This is a genomic window from Streptomyces sp. NPDC050211, assembly GCF_040656035.1.
In the GTDB taxonomy this organism is placed as follows: Bacteria; Actinomycetota; Actinomycetes; order Streptomycetales; family Streptomycetaceae; genus Streptomyces.
In genome coordinates this window covers 33,154-54,867 of record NZ_JBFALC010000041.1, presented here as the reverse complement: position 1 = coordinate 54,867, position 21,714 = coordinate 33,154, and the positions used below count along the sequence as shown (strand labels likewise).

The following is a 21,714-nucleotide window of genomic DNA, read 5'->3' as shown; positions in this document are numbered from 1 at the left end:
ATCACCTTTCGTCGTCCAGGGCGGCCACGGCGGCCGTGAGCAGCGTGGGGTCCACGGGAACCGGCGGCCGATGGCTCATCAGGTCGGGGGCGCCGAGCAGGGCGTTGGCCTTGGCCCACACCCGTCCGGCGGCGAGGTGGCGCCGTCCGTCCCGCAGCGGGTCGGTGCCCGCGAGGACGGCCGTGCGCAGTTCGACGAGGGCCCGCTCGACGGCGTCGGGCCAGAGCCGGGCGAGCACCTGCCGGTGAGTGGGTGCGGTGGCCGGTCCGAGGACGGTGGCGCTGGGCAGGTCCAGGGCGCTGCCGGCGGCCTCGGCCAGGTCGGGCACGTCGGCGGCGGACGGCGGGCGGTGCAGTCGAGGGCTGAACAGCACCGGCCCGTGGGTGTGCGCCAGGGTGAGGACGCCGCCCTCCGTGCCGAGCGAGATCCGGTGCAGCAGATGGATGTGGTTGTCCGGCTCGACCGGGTCCATCTGGTGCTGGACACGCAGGCTCAGCGGGACGCCCGCGAGTACCCCGTCCAGGCTGCGGAAGGGCGGGGCTTTCACGGCGGGATCGAACGGGCCGCCGGTGGCGACCGGCTGGTCGAACTGCCAGGGGCGTACGCCGCCCAGCAGTCTCTCCAGGATGTCGAAGAGCGGGTAGGCGACCTGGACCGCGTAGGTGGCGTCCACGAACAGGGGCCGCTGTTCGGCGAGCAGGGCGCGTCCGGCGGCCAGGAACCGGCGGACCGGGGCCACGTGCGGATAGAGCGTGTTCAGCCGGTACACGACGCCTGCGCGGCGTGCGGCACGCAGACAGTCGGCCAATTCGGCTTCGTGGACGGGGTGTTCCTGCAGCACGTGGAGGCCCCGGTCCATCAGCTCGACGGCGAGCCGACCGCCCGCGCCTCCGTTGATGCCGGAGTTGACCACGACGCAGGCCGCGTCGATGTCCTCGGGCAGCCGGTCGACGGAGGTGTACAGGGGCACTCCGTAACGCTCGGCGCAGGCCTTGGAGCGTTCGCTGCCCCGGGCCAGAATTCCGGCGAGCTGGAAGGGCCGGGTGGTCCGGGCCAGGGCGCTGAGGTAGATCCGGCCGAAGTTCGTGCCGCACACCACCACCCGCATCGTCCTGGTGCGGTCGTCGGCCGTCACAGGGCGCCTTCTTCCTCCGCGGCCTCCGCCACCGCGTCCGCCGACTGGCCTGGGGTGTCCGCGACATGGAGGTGAGACACGGCGTCGCTGCCCCGCAGCCACTGTTCGGCCCGCCGGGTGTCGAGCACCTCCCCGGCGAAATGGACTCCGGCGGGGACGCCGCGGTCGAGTACGGCCACCGTGGCCAGGGCCGTGACACAGCCGGTGAGCCGGTAGCTGTCGGCGGCACGCAGGACCAGCGTCCGGCCGGCCGGGCGGCCTCCCGCCGTGCCGTCGAGTCGCACCACGAAGAGCTGGTAGGGGTGGTGGACGAGCAGGTCACGGTCGGCTGCGGCGATCAGCTCGGTGACGGCGCCGGCCGCGTCCCCGGGGTGCCGGCCGGCCCGGCCGAGGGCCGCGAGGACCTGGTCTCCGGCGAACACGTTGTACCAGTCGAGGTCGATGAGCCCGAGACGCTTCGCGAGCCGTTCCATCTCGGCGCTCAGATACGGGTGCGCGGTCACCGGGCCGGTGAAGTACGGCAGGTGCTGGCGCTCCCGCCTGGGCAGGACGCCGGAACGGACCCTGCCGTGCCGCCACGCGGCGAGTGATCTGCCGTACCCGTTGGAGAGGCTGGCGACGTAGTCCCCGGCCGCGGCGGGCGTGAAGCGGTCGAGCCCTCCGGCGTGGACGCACAGCCGGGTCACCCGGTCGAACCCGTCGGCGAGCATGCGGGGCAGGAGGGCGGACAGGCCGGGGGTCATACCGGCGGACACGAGCGCGGTGCGGTCTTGCGAGAGCATCGGCCCGGGGTCGGCCGCGGTGAGTTCCCGGTGCAGTGACTCGCCGCCGGGGTCCACGTAGTGCGCTCCGGCGGCGAGGGCGGCCCGCGCCACGCGGTCCCCGACGAGGTGCGCCGGTCCCGCGCAGTTGACCACTACGGCGCTGCCGGCACAGAACCGGGCGAGTGCGTCGGAGTCCCGCAGGTCCACCCGCCGGATCTCCGCGCCTGGGGGAAGGCGAGGTCCGAGCGCGGTCTTCAGGGACTCGGGGTCACGGCCGCCCAGCCGGAACTCGTAGCGTTCAGAGGCCTGTTGGGGCCGCTTCGGGGATGCGTGGTGGCCGCCGAGCTCGTCCAGGGTGGCCCGGCCCACGGCTCCGGAGGCACCCAGCAGGGCGATGCGCGCCGTCATCGTGCCGTCCCGGTGAGCAGCGACACCAGGACCCGCTCCTCGTCGTCCGGTCCGTCGGCCCGTACCACGCGCACGTCCCCCAGGCAGACGTCCTGCCACTGCCGTTCAGTGTCACCGGTGTCCCGCGCCGAGGTGAGCAGCGTGATGTCGGCCGCGTACAGGGCCGGTTCGTGGGCGGTGGCCGCGGCGGCGGTGTGCTCGGCGAGCGCGGTCCTCGCCGTCCCCTGCGCGGGCCGCCGGTCGACCAGGAGGGCGAGCAGGTCGACCTCGGCCTGGTTCTCGGTGAGTTGGTGGGCCAGCTCGGTGGCCACCCGGCAGGCCGCGCCGCTGCCGACGATGCGGAAGCGGGTGGCTCCCGTGCCGGTGATCAGACGCAGTCCGTCGGCGGCGAGTCCCGCCACGAGATCCCCGGGGTCGCGGCGCAGGCAGGCGTCCGGGTCCGCGATCCGCAGTCCGAGGAGGGAGCCGGGTGCCTGCTGATCCTGATCCTGTGCCGAGAGCGCGGCGGGCAGGACGCCGTACCGCTCCAGCGAGCCGTCTTCGTCGTGTACGAGGATCGTCAGCCGCTGCTGTGCGAGGCCCGCGCTGCCGGTGCCGTCCAAAGACACCAGCTCGACGAGCCCGTCAGGATGCCCGGCGTCGGCCGTGCTCTCGTCCGTGCCCGCGCGGGCCGACAGGTGGGCGGCGACGCCGGCCACGGTCGGGGCCGGGTAGAGCTCGCGTACCAGGCTGTCGAAGAACATGCCGCCCGCTTCGGGCAGTTCCTCGCGCATCCGGCCGACGAGGCGGGCGGCGAGCAGGGAGTCTCCGCCCAGTTCGAAGAAGTTCTGGTCCCGGCCGACGCTCGGGCGGCCGAGCACCTGCGCCCACAGGGCGGCGAGCCTGCGCTCGAGGTCGGTACGGGGTTCCTCGCCGCTGTCCTCGGGCGTCCGGTCGGCCTCGTCGGGGAGGAGGGCGAGCAGGGCCTTCCGGTCGACCTTGCCGTTGCCGCTGAGCGGTATCTCGTCGACGACGTGCACGGCGGACGGGATCATGTACTCCGGCAGCCGCTGCGCCAGGTGGGCGTCGAGGCCGCGCCGCGGCACCTCGGCCCGGTCGGTCTTGACCCGGGCCACGAAAACGGCCTGGCCCAGGCAGTCCAGGGCCTCGCCCGCCTCCGGCAGAAGCGCGACGGTCTGCGCACCGATGCCGTCGAGGAGTCCGAGCCACTGCTCCTCGGTGAGGAACATGTTCTCCTGCGCGTGCCGGACGTCGTCGAAGCCCTCACCGCCCTCCAGGAACTCGACCGACGTCATCAGCGGATAGTTCTCGCGGGTCGCGTCGATGAACACCAACAGGCCGCCGGGGCACAGGAGTTCGCGGACCCGGGCCAGCCCGGTCTCGATGTCGTGGGCGTAGTGCAGGACGTTCGCGGCCAGGACGACGTCGAAGGAGTTGGCGGGTACGCCCTGCGCCCGGGGCTCCTTGTTCAGGTCGTAGCCGCGGTAGCTCACCCATGGGTGGGCGGCGAACCGCTCCCTCGCCCCGCCGAGGAAGAAGGGGGAGATGTCGGAGAACACGTACTCCACCCCGAGGCCGTCCAGGGCCGGTATCACCTCCGTGCTGGTCCCGCCGACGCCCGCTCCGATCTCCAGAATCCGCAGCGGATCCCGCCGCGACGCGACATGCTCACCCCCGGCCAGCTCCACCAGGGCGGCGGTGGTGGCCGCGTTGAGGTAGCGCGCGATGAGGTTGTCCCGGTACGCGGCCTCGGCGGTGGCGCTCTCGCCCTCGGGGAACAGCAGATGCAGGGGGTCCGCCTCACCGGCGAGGAGCGCGGGCAGGTGCTCGGAGCTGATCCTCAGATACCGGACGAGTTCCGCACCGAATCCGACCTCGTGCTGCAGTCGTTCGGCTTTCTGCCAGGTGGTGGCGACGGCGGAGCGGCCCGTGGGTGTCAGTCCGTGGTAGCGGCCCGTGGCGGTGTTCCGTCGCACCAGGTCGTTCTCCTCCAGGGCACGCAGCCAGCGGCGGACCAGGCGGTAGTGGTCGGGGGTGGCACGCAGCGCCTCGTACACGTCGGTGAGCGCGTGGGTCTCGTCCGCTGTCGCGAACAGGCCGGCGCCGTGCAGTGCGTCGGCCATGGTCAGCAGGGCGACTCGGTCCAACGCCGCGCTGAATCGCCGTACTTGGTCCCGGTCCGCTCCTTCGCCGACGGCGGTGGCGGCGCGGCGCGCGGCCGCCGCAACGGCCTTGTCGACCGCGGCGCGTTCGGCCTTGGTGGCGGTGTCCGCGAGAGCCGGTGCGACGAAGCCGACGAGCTCGCGGCGGCCTGAATCGCCTTCGCGTACGACGGTGGCCGCGGCCGCCACCGAGGGGTGGTCCTGCAGAGCGGCCTCGACCTCGCCCAGTTCGATGCGGTGGCCGCGGATCTTGACCTGCTGGTCGTCACGGCCCAGGAACTCGATGTCGCCGTCCGGGAGATACCGGCCCAGGTCACCGGTGCGGTACAGGCGCTGTCCGGTGCGGGGGTGGGTGAGGAAGCGGTGGGCGGTGAGTTCGGTGTCGCCGAGGTAGCCGAGGGCCACGCCCGTGCCGCCGATGTACAGCTCCCCGGCCGTCCAGTCGGGGCAGTCGTCGAGGCGGTGGTCGAGCACGTGGAAGGTCTGGTTGGTCAGGGGCTTGCCGTAGCGGATGCTGCGCGCTTCCGGGGGGACGGCGCCGATGGGGTGGAAGATCGACCAGATCGACGCTTCGGTGGCGCCGCCCAGGCTGATCAGTTCCAGCTCGGGAATCCGGGTCCGTATCTGGTCGGGCAGGCGCACCGGTATCCAGTCGCCGGACAGCAGCGCGAGGCGCAGGGAGGGCAGTTGGAGCGCGGGTTCCGACTCCAGGTAGTGGTGGAGCATCTGTATCTGGGCCGGTACCGAGTTCCAGACGGTGACCTCGTGGTCGGCCACGAGCTGGGCCCAGTGCGAGGGATCGGCGCGGCGCTCCGCGTCGGGTATCACCAGGCAGCCGCCGACCGAGAGCGGGCCGAACAGGTCGTACACGGACAGGTCGAAGCCGAGATGCGCCAGGGCCAGGACCCGGTCGTCCGGGCCGATCTTGAAGCGGCGGTTGATGTCGGCGACGGTGTTCAGAGCACCGCGGTGACTGATCATCACGCCCTTGGGCCGCCCGCTGGAACCCGAGGTGTAGATCACGTACGCGAGGTCGTCGGGATGTGTTCCCGGCTCCGGCTGCTCCTGGGTCGAGGCGGTCACCGTGTTCTTGCCGCCGACGACGAGCGTCCTGCCGTCGGGACATCGCACATCGGCGTTCCAGGGCTGGGTGAGCACCAGCCGGACTCCGGCGTCCGTGAGCATGGCAGTGCGCCGCGCGGGCGGTTGATTGGTGTCGACGGGCAGGTAGGCGGCACCGCACAGGAGGATGCCGAGGACGGCGACCACCTGCTCCGGGCCCTTGTCCATGTGTACGGCGACCACGTCACCGCGGCCGCATCCGGCGGCGGCCAGATCCGCGCGGACGGCCTGCGCCCGGTCCAGGAGCTGGCGGTAGGTGAGTGCGGCGGTGCCGCAGCGCACCGCGGTGCGGTCCGGAGTGCGCCGGGCCTGGGCGACGACATCATGGTGCAGGAGTTGGTCGGGCAGCGGGCCCGCGGTGTCGTTGACACGGCGGCGCCGTTCGCTCTGGGCCCGCGGCAGGGCGACGGGGGCGGCCTCGTCCCACATGCCGGGGTCGTCGGCGAGCCGGCCGAGGAGTGCGGCGAAGGCGGCGAACATGTCCTCCACCACCTGCTCGGGCAGGACACCCTCACGCACGTCCCAGTTGACGCTCAACGCGCCCTGCTTTTCGACGACTTGGCAGTCGATCCACACCTGGGGCGTCTGGCTGATGCCGTGGACGAAGTCGCCCTTGCCCGTCAGGTCGCCCTCGTCGACGCGCTGGTCGGTGAGTCCGACGGCGCTGGTGAAGACGATCGGCATGAGTGCGGCGCCCCGGCCCCGCCGCCGGGCCACCTCCCTGAGGACCTCCACTCCGGAGAAGAGCCGGTGGTCGATGTCGGCGTACAGCTGGGTGGCCATGGCGCGCGCACGCTGCGCGAAGGTGTCGTGCCGCGACAGGTCGACGGCGAGCAGGGACACGGAGGTGAAGTCGCCGACGAGGCGGTCGGTGTGCGGGTGCAGCGGCAGCCGGTTGAGCAGGGTGAGGTCGAGGGTGAAGCGGGGCCGGCGGCTCCACCGTCCGATGACCTCGGCGTAGCAGCCGAGTACGGCGCCGGACGCGGTGACGCCGTGCGCGGTGGCGGACCTCTTCAGCCGGGTCCAGCGTGCCGCGTCGAGGGTGGTCTCCCAGCGCCGGAACCGCGCCGGGCGGCCGGTGCGTCGGCTCGGCTCCGGGGCGCGTACGGGCAGTTCGGGTGCGGGCGGCAGTTCGTCCAGTCGCCGCATCCAGTACGAGCGGTCGGCCTGGTAGCGGACGGAGTCCCGTAGCCGGCGCTCGGCGAGGACGTAGTCCCGGAAGGTGATGTCCAGGTCGGGGAGCCGGTGGTCCGGGTCGGCGTAGAGCTGGTCGAGTTCGGCGAGGAGCAGCTGGATGCTGGCGTAGTCGGCGATGAGCAGGTCGATGGAGACGTGCAGCAGCGCCCGGTCGTCGGTGAGGGTGACGCGCAGATCGAACAGGGGCCAGACGTCGGGGGCGCGCACCTGGTGGGCGAGGTCGGCGCGTGCCGCCTCGATGGCTTGCCGGTCCTCACCGGAGTCGGCGCCGCGCATGTCGCTCACGGCGATGCGGTACTCGGGCACCTCGCGCAGGACGTGCTGGTACCCGTCGGGGTGGACGACGGAGCGGAGCGCGTCGTGGCGCCGCACCAGGGTGTTCCAGGCGGCTTGGATGCGGGCCGGGTCGAGGTCGGGGAAGGCGATCTCGACGTATCCGTGGCAGGCGACGCCGCCGTACTCGAAGGTATCGGTGCGGCCGAGGAGATAGGCGGCCTGCACATCGGTGACGGGGTAGGGCTCGTGGCGCTGCTCCGGCTGGGCCTGGGCCACCACGGCTCCGGAGGCCTGGCGCAGGGCGGCGAGCACCTCGTCCTTGGCGGCGCGCAGGGCCTTTTTGCGTTCGTCGGTCATCGCGCCCTTGGGGCCGCGGAACCGCAGCCGGCCGTCTTCCTCCCACAGGCGGATGCCGGCCTGTTCGAGTTCGGTGATCAGCTCGTCGACGCTCATATGGTGCCGTCCTCTGCCAGCTCGTCCTCAAGGTGATCGGCGTGTGCGGTGTAGGCGGTGGCGAACTCCGCGACGGTGGGTCCCTCGAAGACCTGGCCGACGGAGAGTCCGATGCCGTGCCTGGCCCGCACGATTTCCACGAACCGGGTGGCCAGCAGGCTGTCGGCGCCGAGTTCGAAGAGGTTCCGATGGCGGCCGATGTGCTCCGTGGCGAGCAGTTCGGCCCAGATCGCGGCGAACTCCGTCTCGATGGGTCCGACCGGTGGCTCACTGTCGTCGATGCCGTGCTGTTCCTGTGCGGCGAGCTCCGCGAGCGCCGTGCGGTCCACCTTGCCGTTGGCGGTGAGGGGGAAGGTGTCGAGCACGGTCACGCTGCTGGGGATGGCGCCGGGCGCGAGCCGCTCCCCGAGGAACGCGGTGAGCTCGTCCGTGTCCAGTGCGGGGTCGCGGGTGACGAGGAAGGCGGTGAGCCGGCGCTTCGTACGGTCACCGGTGGTGGTGGCGATGGCATGGTCGACGAGCGGGTGTGCTTCGAGGGCGGCCTCGACTTCGCCCAGCTCGATGCGGTGCCCGCGGACCTTGACCTGGAAGTCGATGCGGCCGAGGAACTCGAGGGTGCCGTCGGGCCAGTAGCGGCCGATGTCGCCGGTGCGGTACCAGCGGGCGCCGTGGTGGTCGACGAAACGTTCCTGGGTCAGTCCGGGGTCGCCGCGATAGCCGAGGGCGACGCCGGTGCCGCCGATCCAGAGTTCCCCGGGGACCCAGGTGGGGCAGTCGCGGCCCCGTTCGTCGACGACGCGGTACCGCTGGTTGCGCAGCGGGAAGCCGTACGGGATGGAGTGCCAGGACGGCGGGACGGTGTCGACTTCGCAGGCGTTGGACCAGACGGCGGCCTCGGTGGCGCCGCCCAGTGCCACGAAGCGGCAGTCCGGTCCGCACCAGCGGGCCACCCGTTCCGGCAGGTCCAGCCCCACCCAGTCCCCGGACACCAGCACCAGCCGCAGCTCGCCGCCCGCCCCGCTCGCGGCCGGGCCCTCGGCCACGGTGACCAGCATGTCCAGCAGGGCCGGCACCGTGTTCCACACCGTCACCCGGTGCTGTTCGACCAGTTCCAGCCAGCGCGCGGCGTCGCGGCGCTCCTCCTCCTCGATCAGCACCAGGGCTCCGCCGACGCCCAGCAGCCCGAAGATGTCGAAGACCGACAGATCGAAGTCGAGCGCGGACACCGCCAGCACCCGGTCCTGCGGCCCGACGCGGAAGCGTTCACCGATGTCGTCGAGCGTGTTGACCGCAGCGGTGTGCGACACCTCCACGCCCTTGGGCTCGCCCGTCGACCCGGACGTGAAGATCACGTACGCGGGGCTGTCGGGACGGATGCCTTCGGCCGTCGGGGCAGGGACGGGTCCGGCACCCGCCCCGGCGTCAGGATTCTTCAGTACCCGTACTCCGGACGGGGGTTGGGCCACGACCGAGGGCGCCTCGGTGAGGACCATGCGCACGCCGGCCTTCGCGTAGATACGATCCCTGCGCCGCGCCGGCTGGTCGACGCCGACGGGGACATAGGTGCAGCCGGCCCACAACACCCCCAGAACCGCGGCGATTTGACCGGGTCCTTTGGGTGCGGTCACGCCCACCGCGTCGCCCGGCTGCGCGCCCGCCTCGGCCAGGAGCCCGGCCACCGACGAGGCCCAGTGCGCCAGTTCTCCGTACGAGACTCCGCTGCCGTCGCCGCACACCAGCGCCGTACGTCCCGGGTCCCGCCGCGCCCACTGTGCGAACCCCTCGTGCAGCAGCCGCCCGCTCACCGGCCCGGCGGTGGCGTTCACCGCCTCTCGTACCGCCCGCTGTTCTTCGGGAAGCACGTCTTCCACCGGCTCGCTCCACGCCGCGCCGGAGTCCGCCAGCCTGGTCAACAGACCTTGGTACGCGGCGAACATGGCCTCCACCACGCCCTCGCAGAACAGCCCCTCCACCGCGTCCCAGTCCATGACGAGGTCGCCGCGGGATTCGTAGACCTGCTGGTCGAGCCAGACCTGCGGGGTCTGCGAGATGCCCCAGACCCGGTCGGCGAAGCGCTCGGTGCCGAAGCCGGCCAGTTCGTCGCCGACGCCCAGGGCGCTGGTGAACACCACGGGCATGGACGCTTGGGCACCGCCGGAGGCCTTGGCCAGTTCGCGCATCACCCAGACCGCCGAGACCTGCTGGTGGTCGAGGTCGCGCCAGACCTGCTCCTGCAGTCGACGGGCGGTGTCGAGCCAGGTGTCCCCGGCTCGTGGGCGGTAGGCCACGAGCAGCAGTGAAGTGAAGTCGCCCAGAATGTTGTTGATGTCGGGGTGCACTTCCCTGCGGTCGAACTGGGTGAGGTTGAGGGTGAGGTCGGAGCTGGAGCTCCAGGCGCTCAGCACCTCGCCGTAGCAGGCGAGCAGCACCGTGGAGGGGGTGAGGCCGTGTTCTCGCGCGCGCTCCTTGACGGTCTGCCAGCTGTCGGCGTCGAGGCGGGCCGACTGCCGGGTGAAGCGCGGCCGTTCGATCAGCCGCGGGTCGGTGGCCAGCGGGAGTTGCGGGCCGGGCGGCAGGTCGGCGAGGCGTTCGGTCCAGTAGCGCTGCGCGACGGCGCGTTCCTCGTCGGTGGGGCCGGCATTCAGGACGTAGTCCCGGAATCGGATGCGGACCGGTGGGAGGGCGGCGTCGGGATCCTCGTAGAGCCGTTCCAGTTCGGCGAAGAGCGTCATCATGCTGAGGCCGTCGAGGAGGATGTTGTCGAGGCTGATCGCGACCCGCGTGCGTGCTCCGGCGCGCACCGCGCGTACGTCGAACACCGGCCAGCGCAGCGGGTCGAGCACCTGGTGCGACATGGCCGCGCGCATCTCGTCGAGGAGGGTCTGCTCCTGGCCCTCGTCCGCCGTGCGCAGCGGCACGGTGAAGCGGGGGACCTCGGCGAGCACCCGCTGTGTGCCGTCGGCGGTGAATACGGTGCGCAGCATGTCGTGACGGGCTATGAGGAGGTTCCATGCCTCTTCGAAGCGGTTCAGGTCCAGGGCGATGTGCTCGAACTCGGCGTAGTAGTGGGCTCCGACGCCGCCGAGCGTGAAGTCCTGGTGCCTGCCGAACAGATACGCCTGTTGGACGTCGGTCGCCGGGAACGGGTCGTAGCGGTGCTCGGGATCGGCCGTCAGCTCAGGTGCGGGTGGTGCGGCGCCGTCGCCCACGCGCAGTCCGTCGGCGAACTCCGCGAGCACGGGCGCCGTGAACAGGCGCTGCAGGTCGGCGTCGACGGCACCCGCCGCGCGCAGTCGTGTGACCAGGCGGGTGGCGAGCAGGCTGTCGCCGCCCAGGGCGAAGAAGTCGTCGTCGCGGCTGACGCGCGGTACGTTCAACAGCTCCTGCCAGAGTTCGGCGACGAGCTGCTCCACCGGCCCTCGGGGCGGCGTGTGCGCGACGGTTCCACCTTGGAACCGGGCCATCAGGGCGCCGACCGCTTGGCGGTTGACCTTGCCGTTGGCGCTGAGCGGCAGTGCGGGGACCACCGCGAGCTGATCGGGGACCATGTAGGAGGGCAGCCGGTCGGCGGCCCACGCGCGCAGAGCAGCGGTGTCGGGCAGTGCGGGACCCGGCAGGCAGCGGGCCCGCAGCACCATGCCGTTCGTGTCGAAGGTGGCGCTCATGACGTCGGTGAGCCCGGCGGCGGTGAGCAGTTCGCCCCACTCCTTCTCGGCGAGCAGCGGGCTGCGTCGTGCGCGCCGGACGTCGTCGAGGTCCGCGTAGCCGCGTTCCAAGGGCGCGGCGGTGAGCAGGGCGAGCGGGGTGAGCCGGGTGCGTTCGCGGATGAGCAGGAGGCCGCCCGGCCGCAGCAGGGCCACGGCGGTGCGGGCTCCCGTGGTGACGTCGTGGTGGCGGTGCAGGGCGTTGTCGGCCAGGACGATCTCGAAGCGCTGGACGAGGTGTTCGGGTACGAGCTGGTCCGGCACTCGTTCGCAGGAGGAGAGGTGAGGGAGGCCGGCGCAGCGTTCGGCGGTCTCCTGGAGCATGGCGGAGGAGGAGTCGAGGGCCGTGTAGCGGAGCTGCTCGGGGCCGAGCCGGCTCAGGAGCCAGTGGGCGGCGTGGCCGCCGCGGCTGTCCAGCTCGGCCACGGAGACGGGGCGGCCCAGCTTGGCGGCCAGCGCCGCGATGTGCTGGGCGATCACGTCGAGTTCCCGCGGAGTGCCGACGTCGCTATGGGCAAGGAAGTCCGGTCGCAGCTCGGGTTCTTCCAGGAGCGCGGTGGCGGGCAGCTCGGCGCGCAGCAACTTCACCAACTCGCTTGCGCGGTGGGTGAGATGGGCGGCCGGCGCCGCGATCGGGGTGCCTGCGCACTCTTCGTACAGCCGCTCCAGACGGCCCGGGGCGCCGGTGTCCGCCATGCGGGGGCCCGCAACCCACTCGTGTCCGTCGGCGCTGAGGACGTCGCGTTCGGTGAGCCACTCCAACCACAGCCGCAGCAGGGGCCGTTGTGTCTCGGAGACGCCGAGACGACGGGCGACGGCACTGAGCGAGCGGGCGCCCGAGGCCACGTCGGCCTCGGCGAGGACGCGGCTCACGAGCAGGGTCTCGACGAGCTGGGCCTCCAGTTCGTCGGTCGCGTGGGATCGGCCGGGGGCGGGCTCGCTCAGGGTGGACGCGGTGACCGCGCGTACGGCGGCGTCCAGTTCGTCCGTCGCGGAGGAGTCGGGCAGGGAGGGTCCGCGCAGGGCCGAGGGCAGGGACGGCACTACGGCGGCGACGAGTTGACGGCTCCCCTTGTCTCCGCTGGTGGTGGCGATGGCATGGTCGATCAACGGATGTGCTTCGAGGGCGGCTTCGATCTCGCCCAGCTCGATCCGGTGTCCGCGCACCTTCACCTGGAAATCCTGCCGCCCCAGGAACTCCAGCGTCCCGTCCGGCCAGTATCGCCCCATATCTCCGGTGCGATACCAACGACGGTCCTCCCACTGCACGAATCGCTCCCGGGACAGCTCGGGATCGCCTCGATACCCCTCGGCGACCCCCGCCCCGCCGATCCACAGCTCACCCGCCACCCAGTCCGGACAGTCACGGCCCCGCTCGTCCACCACCCGGAAACACTGATTCCGCAATGGGAATCCGTACGGGACCGAACGCCACCCCTCCCGGACGACCTCGACCTCGTACGCGTTCGACCACACCGCCGCCTCGGTCGCCCCGCCCAGGGCGACGAACCGACACTCCGGCCCCCACCACGAGGCCACCCGCCCCGGCAGGTCCAAGCCCACCCAGTCCCCCGACACCAGCACCAGCCGGAGCCCGCCGGCCTCACGCTCACGACGCGAAGCCGAGGTGCCCTCGGCCACCGTCACCAGCATGTCCAGCAACGCCGGAACCGTGTTCCACACCGTGACCCGATACCGGTCCACCAGCTCCAGCCAGCGGACCGCGTCCCGCCGCTCCCCCTCCTCGACCAGCACCACGGCGCCGCCCACGCCCAGCAGGCCGAACACGTCGAACACCGACAGGTCGAAGTCCAGTGCCGACACCGCCAGCACCCGGTCCTGCGGCCCGACCTCGAACCGCTCGCACACGTCCTCGACGGTGTTCACCGCCGCGCCGTGCGACACCTCCACCCCCTTCGGCTCGCCGGTCGACCCCGACGTGAAGATCACATACGCGGTCTCGGTGTCCGCGAGCCGTACGGGGGCGGGGTGCGGGACGTCGGCGGGCAGCCGGTCGACCGCGTGGACCGTCGCGCCGGTGGTGGCGCCCAGTTCCTCGCTCAGGGCGTCGGTGGTCAGAACATGGGTGACGCCGGCCTTGCGGTGGATCTGGGCCCGGCGCTGTGCGGGCTGCTCGACGCCCACCGGCACATACGCACACCCGGCCCACAGCACGCCCAGCACGGCGGCGATCTGCCCGGGCCCCTTGGGAACCGTCACGCCCACCACGTCACCGGGAGCGATCCCGGACTCGGACAGGAGCCCCGCGACCCCCGACGCCCATCGCGCCAACTCTCCGTACGACACCTCGCGGCCGTCCCCGCACACCAGCGCGGTCCGCCCTGGTTCACGCTCCGCCCACTCCGTAAAGCCCTCATGCAGCAGGCGGCCGCTCACCTCGCCGCTGGTCGCGTTCACCGCCTCACGCACCGCCCGCTGCCCCGTCGGCAGCAGATCCCCGACCGGCTCGCTCCACACGGCGTCCGAGTCCACCAGTTCCTTCAGCAACCTCTGGTAGGCGAGGAACATCGCCTCCACGACGCCCTCGCAGAACAGCCCCTCCACGGCGTCCCAGTTGTATTGGAGGGTGCCGTCCTGCTCGGAGAGCTGGTGGTCGAGCCAGACCTGCGGGGTCTGTGAGATGCCACGGGCGGTGTCGCCGAACCGCCTGCGGAACTCCGCGCTCACCAGGTCGCCGCCGCCGAGGTTGCTGGCGAAGACCACGGGGGCCGTGATGTGCTCGGCGGGCCTGCTGCGCCCGAGGTCGCGCAGGACCTCCACGCCGGAGTAGGCGGCGTGGGCCACGTCGGCGGCCAGCTGGGTCTGCACCCTGCGGACGCGGTCCGTGAAGGGCTGGGAGTCGGAGGCGTCCACGGTGAGCAGGATCAGGTTGGTGAAGTCGGCCACCATGCGCTCCGTGCCGGTGTCACCGCTCGCGGGCAGACGGTCGAACAGCGGCAGGTTGAGCAGGAAGCGCTGCTGGGCGCTCCAGGCCGCGAGGACCTCGCTGAACGCGGTGGCGAGGACCATCGCCGGGGTGAGACCACGCTCCCTGGCCCGCTGTTTCAGTGCGGTCCACTCCGACGCGTCCAGCTGGGCGGCCAGGCGGGTGAACCGCGGCCGGCCGACGTCCTCGGGCGCGGTGGCGAGCGGCACAAGGGGGCCTGCGGGCAGGTCCTCGATGCGGTCCTGCCAGTACGCGCGGGCTTTGCTCCGTGCTTGGTCGCGCTGGTGCTCCTGGTCAGCCAGGTACTGCGCGAAGTGGGCCGGCGGCGAGGCGGGGGCGGATTCCGGGTCGTCGTAGCAGCGGGCCAGGTCGTCCAGGATGATCTGGATGCTGAGGACGTCGGCCACGAGCAGGTCGACGCTGACGTGCAGCCGGGTGGCGCCTTCGGGGAGCAGCGTCAGCTGGATGTCGAACACCCGGCCCGCGGCGACGTCGAGCCGCTGGTGGGACAACTCCTCCCAGATCTTGTCCAGTTGAGCCGTGATCTCGTCGTCTGTCGCCTTCCTCAGGTCGTGCACGGTGAGTCCGGGCCAGGCGCCCTGCCGGGTCACCTGCTGGGTGCCGTCCTCCAGAAACCGGCTGCGGAGCATGGGGTGGCGGCTCTCCAGGGCCCGGACGGCACGCTCCAGGCGGTCCGGGTCCACCTCCGTCCCGTCGTACTCGGCGTAGAAATGGCATCCCACACCTCCGAGCCGCTGGCCGTCACGGCGGCCGATCCAGTAGGCGTGCTGCACCGGGGTGAGGGGGAAGGTCGCCTCGACGTCCACCGGTTCGCTGCGAGGTGGCGCCACGGGTACGGCGCCTTCCTGCGCGCCGAGCAGCGCCCACCACTGAGCCACGGTCGGCTGTTCGAGGAGTTCCGCGAAGGTGACCCGCAGTCCGCGCTCCTGCCAGCGGTTGACCAGTGTCATGATGCGGATCGAGTCGAGGCCGAGGCCGATCAGGTCCTCGTCGTCGGTGACGTCCTCTGCCGCAAGGCCGGTCAACTCCGCCACGTCCTCGCGCAGTTCGGCCAGGGTCAGCGCGGGCGGTGCCGGCGGTGCCGGGGTTTCCGCATCGAGGGGACGGGTGGTGGACGTGGGCCGGGTGGTGTTCGTCATTGCCGCAACTCCCGTGTCGGACAGGGGCGCTGGCCGCGTCCCCGCGGACCTCTGTGACCAGGTCGTCGGTGGTCCCGCGCGCCGGGCGCGGACACCGGTGCGGGCGGCTCGGCGTGACCGCGGGATGGTATGGATCCGGCGGCGCAAGCGCCCTGGTGAATGTGCTTTCGGGTGGATGATGTCTGCGACTCAGAGAATGGTTGAAAAGTAATCGGCCACCTCGGCCGTCTGTTCACCATTCAATCTGGGATCACATGCGCTGAGGTAGCGGGGAAAATGCGGCGCCCTGCCATGGTCAAGCCGGCCGTCCACGCATTCGGTCACATTGGCGTGCGTCGTTTCCAGATGAAGTCCGCCGGGCCATTGGCGGTTCTCTTTCATGATGCGGACGAAAGCACGGATCTCATTCTTGACCGCACGCACGGTCCGTGTCTTTCTTTCGCCCGCGTTCATGGTGTTTCCATGCATGGCATCGCACACCCAAATCACCGGGTGTCCTTTCCGCGCGACCTCGTCAACGAGCGGCGGCAGCTCATCATCGATGCGATCGGCGCCGAAACGCGTGATGAACAGCAACTTACCGTCACACGCCTCCGGGTTGAGTCTGCGGCTCAGTCGGCATGCCTGTTCCGGCGTAATACCGGGGCCGATCTTCACACCCACCGAATTGGTCACAGATTCAAGCAGCTCGACATGGCGGCCGTTCAGCGATCTGGTTCGGTGACCGATCCACGGCAGATGACCGGACGAAGCGAACCGTCCGCGTGCGCCGGTCGCGAGCAGGGGCCACTCGTAGTCGAGCAAGAGCGCTTCATGGGAGGCGTAGACATGGTCGGCCGGCGGCCGTTGTGCGCGGTACCGACGGAGCCAGGCTAGGGTGAGGGCCGCACAGTGGTAGGCGGTCAGCAGTCGCCGCGGGTCGGGGCGACGCGCCCCCGGATCGTCGAGGTCATTGACGGCGTCACCGAAGTAGCTGGTCACAAGGGTGCCGTCGGGGAGGATCTCGGTCCGTCTCGACCTGGGCTTGGCGTACTGCCCGCCCATCCTGCCGACGCGGACGACGTCGCATCCCGTCTGCGCGCGAATGGTGTCCGCGGTGCGCTCGAGGTGGGCCACCTTGTCGGCCACGACGGATGCGGTGGCGTCGGCGAAGCGCTCGGCGCAGTCGCCCATCTGCAGAAGCACCGCTTCGCGGCGCCCCACACGACTCAACTGCCGGGTCAGTGCCCGGCATTCTTCTTCAGCGACCAGCTCAGGCAGCACCGACAACTGACGCCGGACCTCACGTATTCGGTCCGGGTCCTGCCAGTCCGGCTGATGTTCTTCAGGGTCAATCGCGGCAGCGTCGGCTGCGGCGGAAGTCTTCGTATCAAGTACGGCTATCGACTGTGCAGATACGTATAGCTCTTTGAACACGCTGCGCCCCCGTGACACGTGCAGTGCGAACAGCTTTCACGCAATAAGAAGAAGTAGAACATGAAATTTCTCCTCACCCTCAGCCAGTGCACTGCGGCTTCAACGACGACCTTCCTTGCACAGTGAACAAGCGCCACTCCAGGTCTGTCAAGGGCGAATCGAAGGAGACGCCGCTCACATCACCGCCCGCCGATCACCCCCACTAAACGGAATATCATCCTCCCTCGATTCGACGGTGAGATCCCTAGGAATTCCCGGCGCGTCCTTGCTACGGTTCTGGGCATCGCCGTCACAGCCAAAGTGTGACTTCCCTGGCCGAACTACGTGCCGCGAAGAAGCTCCCCATGCCTTCAGCAGATGGGACACGGCAGATGCAAGAGCAGACCCTCAATGCGGTAAGTCTCGTGACCGGAGCCGGAGGAAGCATCGGTGCCGCGGTGGCCCGCGCACTGGCCGGCGCCGGATCCCCTGTCGCGCTCGTGGACAGCAACGGCACCGCCGTCGAGAAGCTCGCAGCGGAACTGTGCGAGTCGGGTGCGCCGGCCCTGGCGTGCCCCGCCGATGTCACCCGTGCCGCCGACGTGGACACGGCCGTCGAGCTGGCCGAGCACACCCTCGGCCCGCTCGGCATCCTGGTCAACGTCGCCGGAGTACTGCGGACCGGCGAGGTGACGGCATGCACGGAACAGGACTGGAACACGGCCATCGCCGTCAACGGCACCGGCGTCTTCCTCGCCTCCCGCGCCGCGGCCCGGCGGATGGTCCCGCGCAAGGCGGGTTCCATCGTCACGGTCGCTTCGAACGCCGCCGGGATTCCGCGCGCGGGCATGGCCGCCTACGCCGCGTCCAAGGCCGCGGCGGTCACCTTCACCAAGTGCCTGGGCCTGGAGCTGGCCGCGCACGGCATCCGCTGCAACACCGTCTGTCCCGGCTCCACCGACACCCCGATGCAGCGCTCCCTGTGGCCCGACGCGAGCGACGACAGCGGCGCGGCCCGGATCATCGCGGGCGACCCGGCGGCGTTCCGGCCCGGCATCCCACTGGGCCGGCTGGCAAGTCCCGAGGACATCGCGGACGCGGTGTGCTTCCTCGTCTCACCGCGGGCACGCCACATCACCATGCAGGACCTGTACGTCGACGGCGGAGCCACCCTGCGCGGCTGACCCGCCTCACCCAGCGACCGGGCCACGCAGCCCGCCCGGCCGAATCGGAGGAATCGTGTCCCCAGTTCAGGACAGCCGGGCCACCGGCGACACCGTCCGGTCCGACGCACGCGCGTGGAACCCCGCCGACTTCGGCCCCCAGACCTCCTTCGTCCACCGCACCCCCCAGCGGACACTGCACACCACCGGTGTCCACCGAGCCGTGCGTGTCGGGCCGGAGCTCCATGGCCTGCCGGGCCGCGCCGCGCAGCTACTGGCGACGGCCCGGCGCGACGACGCGGATGCCTCAACTCCGGGAACTCCCACGGTCATAGCGGGAGCACTCCCCTTCCACGTGGACCACTCCAGCGAGCTGTTCGTGCCGCGCACGGCCCGCTTCTCCCGCTCCACCGACGTCCGGGCCACAGCCCCGATGCCGTCGCCCGCCACCGCGTGGCGGCGGCGGTCCGTGCCCGAACCGTCCGTCTACGCCCAGGAAGTACGCCGCGTCCTGGATCAGCTCACGCCGGGACAACTCGACAAGGTGGTCCTGGCCCGCTCCCTCCACCTGACCGCGCCCACCATGATCGACATCGGGGGGCTGCTGCGCCGCCTGGCCCACCGGGATCCGCACGCGCGCACCTTCGCCGTACGTCTCCCCGGCGACAGCGCCGACGGGCACGGTCGGCGCATGCTGGTGGGCGCCAGTCCCGAACTCCTGGTCTCCACAGACGGCGAGGCCGTCGTCTCGCACCCGCTCGCCGGGTCGGCGGCGCGCTCCGCCGACCCCGCACAGGACCGGGAACGGGCCGACGCGCTCCGGCGGTCCACGAAGGACGCCCACGAGCACGCCATCGTCGTGGAGGCCATCACGGACGTACTGCAGCCCTACTGCCGGAAGCTGTCCGTGCCACGGCAGCCCTCCCTCTTGCGCACCGCCTCCATGTGGCACCTCGGCACACGGATCAGCGGTGAGCTCCGCGATTCCGGGACCAGCGCGCTCGAACTGGCCGTCGCACTCCATCCGACGCCCGCCGTATGCGGCTGGCCAACGGCCCGCGCACAGGCCGTCATCGACGAGACGGAGCCCTTCGACCGGGGCTTCTACAGCGGCGCGGTCGGCTGGTGCGACACGAACGGGGACGGGGAGTGGGCCGTCGCACTGCGCTGCGCCGAGATAGCGGGCGACGCGGCACGGCTCTTCGCCGGCGCCGGAATCGTGCCCGGCTCCGACCCCGGGGCCGAACTGGCCGAGACATCGGCCAAGTTACGTACGGTCTTGTCAGCTCTCGGGATAGAGGAGGAAACCTGAGTGGACACGTCCATGCATCCCGCCGAGCCCGGAAACCCCACCGACCTCGTACCACCCACCGATCCCCCGCGCCCGGCCGATGACGAGGCGGCCACACTCGCCCGGCTGCGAGCCGACTGCCCCACCTGGCCCGAGAGTTTCGCCGCCCGTTACCGGGACGCAGGCCACTGGCGCGGCGAGACCTTCGGCCGGATGCTCCGCGAACGGGCCATGCAGTACGGCGACCGGGTCGCGGTGACCGGTGGCGCGACCTCCCTCACCTACGCCGAACTGGACACACGGGCCGACCGAGTGGCCGCCGGTCTCCACCGGCTCGGTCTGCGGCGCGGCGACCGGGTCGTCCTGCATCTGCCCAATGTCCCGGCATTCTTCGAGACGCTCTTCGGGCTCTTCCGTCTCGGCGCGCTCCCGGTGTTCGCGCTGCCCGCTCACCGGCGTGCCGAGATCACCCATCTGTGCCGCGCCACGGACGCGCGCGGCTATGTCGGCCCGGACCGGCAGGGCGGCTTCGACCACCGGGACCTGGCCACCGAGCTGCTCGACGAGGTGCCGAGCCTGCGCCATGTGCTCATCGACGGCGAGCCGGGGCCCTTCCACGCCCTCGACACCCTGCGCCACGGCCCCTCGACGGGCCTCCCCGCCGGTCCCGAGCCGCACGACATCGCCTTCCTCCAACTGTCCGGCGGCAGCACCGGTTTACCGAAGCTCATCCCCCGCACCCACGACGACTACCTGTACAGCGTGCGGGCCAGCGCGGAGATCTGCGGACTCGACGCGAGCAGCGTGTACCTGGCGGTCCTTCCGGTCTCGCACAACTTCCCGCTGAGCTCGCCGGGAGTGCTCGGCGCGCTGTACGCGGGCTCGCGCATCGTCCTGTCCACCGACCCCAGCCCCGATGCCGCCCTTCCGCTGATCGAGGCCGAGGGCGTCACGATCACCGCGGTGGTCCCGCCCCTGGCCAGGATCTGGGCACAGGCCCCGGCCCGCACCCGGCACGACCTGTCGAGTCTGCGCACGCTCCAGGTGGGCGGCGCCGCCCTGGGTGTGGAGGCCGCGCGCCAGGTCGACGAGGCGTTCGGCCATACGCTGCAGCAGGTCTTCGGCATGGCCGAGGGGCTGGTCAACTACACCCGGCTCGACGACCCGAGGGAACTGGTCCTCAGCACACAGGGCCGGCCGATCTCGCCCGACGACGAGATCCGGATCGTCGACGACGAGGACCGGGACGTACCGGCCGGCACCGCGGGCCACCTGCTCACGCGCGGCCCGTACACCATCCGCGGCTACTACCGCGCGGAACGGCACAACGCGTCCGCCTTCACCGAGGACGGTTTCTACCGCACCGGTGACATCGTGCGCAGAACCGCGGAGGGCCATCTCGTGGTGGTCGGCCGGGAGAAGGACCAGATCAACCGGGGCGGCGAGAAAATAGCCTCCGAGGAGGTCGAGGACCACCTGATCGCGCACCCAGGCGTGCGGGACGCCGTGGTCGTCGCGATCCCCGACGCCTTCCTCGGCGAGCGCTCCTGCGCCGTGATCGTCCCCTCCGGCGAACCCCCCACCACCCGCCAACTCGCCGCCTTCCTGGGGGAACGGGGCGTGGCCGCGTACAAAGTCCCCGATCTCGTACGCGTGGTGACCGAGTTTCCGCACACCGCCGTGGGCAAGGTCGGCAAGCGGCACATCCGCCGTGTCCTCGCCGCCCAACTGCGCGAGGGCGGGCCGACGGTGAGCGAATCCTGAGGTACCGCCGTTCGAATCCTTACTACCGGCCTACGAATCCGTCTCCTTACTACCGGCCTACGAATCCGAGGCACACTCCCCCGACGCACGGAGAGACCCGTGGCGCTTCCGTCCATCCCCTCCTATCCACTGCCCACCCCCTCCGGCCTGCCCACCAACCGGGTGTCCTGGCGGCCCGATCCCGGCCGTGCCGCCCTGCTCATCCATGACATGCAGAACCACTTCCTGGATGCCTTCACCTCGGGCGCTCCTCCACTGCCCGAACTCATCAGGAACATCGCGGCCCTGCGGGAGGACTGTCGTCGGTCCGGTGTCCCCGTGCTCTACTCGGCACAGCCCGGCGGGCAGAGCCCGAAGGAGCGCGGTCTGCTGCAGGACATGTGGGGGCCGGGTATCGGCACCGACCCCGCCGCCGCGATCGTCGACGAACTCGCCCCCGAGCCGGGCGATGTGGTCCTGACGAAGCGCCGCTACAGCGCGTTCCACGGGACTGGACTCGCCGAAGCCCTCGACCGCCGGGGCCGGGACCAGCTGATCATCTGCGGCGTCTACGCGCACATCGGCTGTCTGATGACGGCATGCGAGGCGTTCAGCCGGGACATCCAGCCCTTTCTCGTCGCCGACGCACTCGGCGACTTCTCGGCGGGGCAGCACAGCATGGCCCTGGAGTACGTGGCTTCGCGGTGCGGTGTGGTGACACACCGGGCCGAGCTCGCCGCGCAGTTCGCCGACGCGTGGGCCAGACTCTGAGTATCGGCACGAGAATCCACTCC

9 protein-coding genes are annotated in these 21,714 nt (G+C 71.2%); 4 read left to right on the top strand and 5 right to left on the bottom strand.

The window, feature by feature from the left end:
• Position 1: 1 nt before the first annotated feature.
• The 5 genes from AB0I98_RS32335 to AB0I98_RS32315 all read right to left on the bottom strand — a co-directional run bounded on the left by AB0I98_RS32335 (position 2) and on the right by AB0I98_RS32315 (position 16,744).
• Positions 2–1,135, bottom strand: coding sequence for a Gfo/Idh/MocA family oxidoreductase (locus tag AB0I98_RS32335; protein ID WP_362948162.1), 1,134 nt, complete (start codon positions 1,133–1,135; stop codon positions 2–4).
• Entirely contained in the window at positions 1,132–2,307 is a 1,176-nt protein-coding gene (locus AB0I98_RS32330; RefSeq protein ID WP_362948161.1) for a saccharopine dehydrogenase NADP-binding domain-containing protein, read from the bottom strand. Before AB0I98_RS32330 ends, AB0I98_RS32335 begins: the two co-directional genes overlap by 4 nt.
• Positions 2,304–7,517, bottom strand: a complete 5,214-nt coding sequence (locus AB0I98_RS32325) for an amino acid adenylation domain-containing protein (protein WP_362948159.1) — start codon at positions 7,515–7,517, stop codon at positions 2,304–2,306. The genes AB0I98_RS32330 and AB0I98_RS32325 overlap by 4 nt, the downstream gene beginning before the upstream one ends.
• A complete protein-coding gene (locus AB0I98_RS32320; protein WP_362948157.1) occupies positions 7,514–15,328 on the bottom strand; it encodes an amino acid adenylation domain-containing protein in 7,815 nt (2,604 codons plus the stop codon). The genes AB0I98_RS32325 and AB0I98_RS32320 overlap by 4 nt, the downstream gene beginning before the upstream one ends.
• Before the next feature lie 189 nt (positions 15,329–15,517).
• Positions 15,518–16,744 carry a 3-deoxy-7-phosphoheptulonate synthase gene (locus AB0I98_RS32315; RefSeq protein ID WP_362948156.1) on the bottom strand — a complete coding sequence of 409 codons (1,227 nt, stop codon included), beginning with the start codon at positions 16,742–16,744 and terminating at the stop codon, positions 15,518–15,520.
• Between the two features lie 371 nt (positions 16,745–17,115).
• Between AB0I98_RS32315 and AB0I98_RS32310 the strand changes: the two genes are divergently transcribed.
• From AB0I98_RS32310 to AB0I98_RS32295, 4 genes are all read left to right on the top strand, one after another.
• A complete protein-coding gene (locus AB0I98_RS32310) occupies positions 17,116–17,907 on the top strand; it encodes a 2,3-dihydro-2,3-dihydroxybenzoate dehydrogenase (protein ID WP_362948228.1) in 792 nt (263 codons plus the stop codon).
• Positions 17,908–17,962: 55 nt separating this feature from the next.
• Positions 17,963–19,198: an isochorismate synthase gene (locus tag AB0I98_RS32305; protein WP_362948154.1), complete on the top strand. Its 1,236-nt coding sequence runs from the start codon at positions 17,963–17,965 to the stop codon at positions 19,196–19,198.
• 12 nt (positions 19,199–19,210) lie between these two features.
• Positions 19,211–20,941, top strand: a complete 1,731-nt coding sequence (locus AB0I98_RS32300; protein WP_362948226.1) for a (2,3-dihydroxybenzoyl)adenylate synthase — start codon at positions 19,211–19,213, stop codon at positions 20,939–20,941.
• A gap of 99 nt (positions 20,942–21,040) precedes the next feature.
• The gene (locus tag AB0I98_RS32295) at positions 21,041–21,691 is read left to right on the top strand and encodes an isochorismatase family protein (RefSeq protein WP_362948153.1); all 651 of its coding nucleotides are present in this window, start codon (positions 21,041–21,043) and stop codon (positions 21,689–21,691) included.
• Positions 21,692–21,714: the final 23 nt, after the last annotated feature.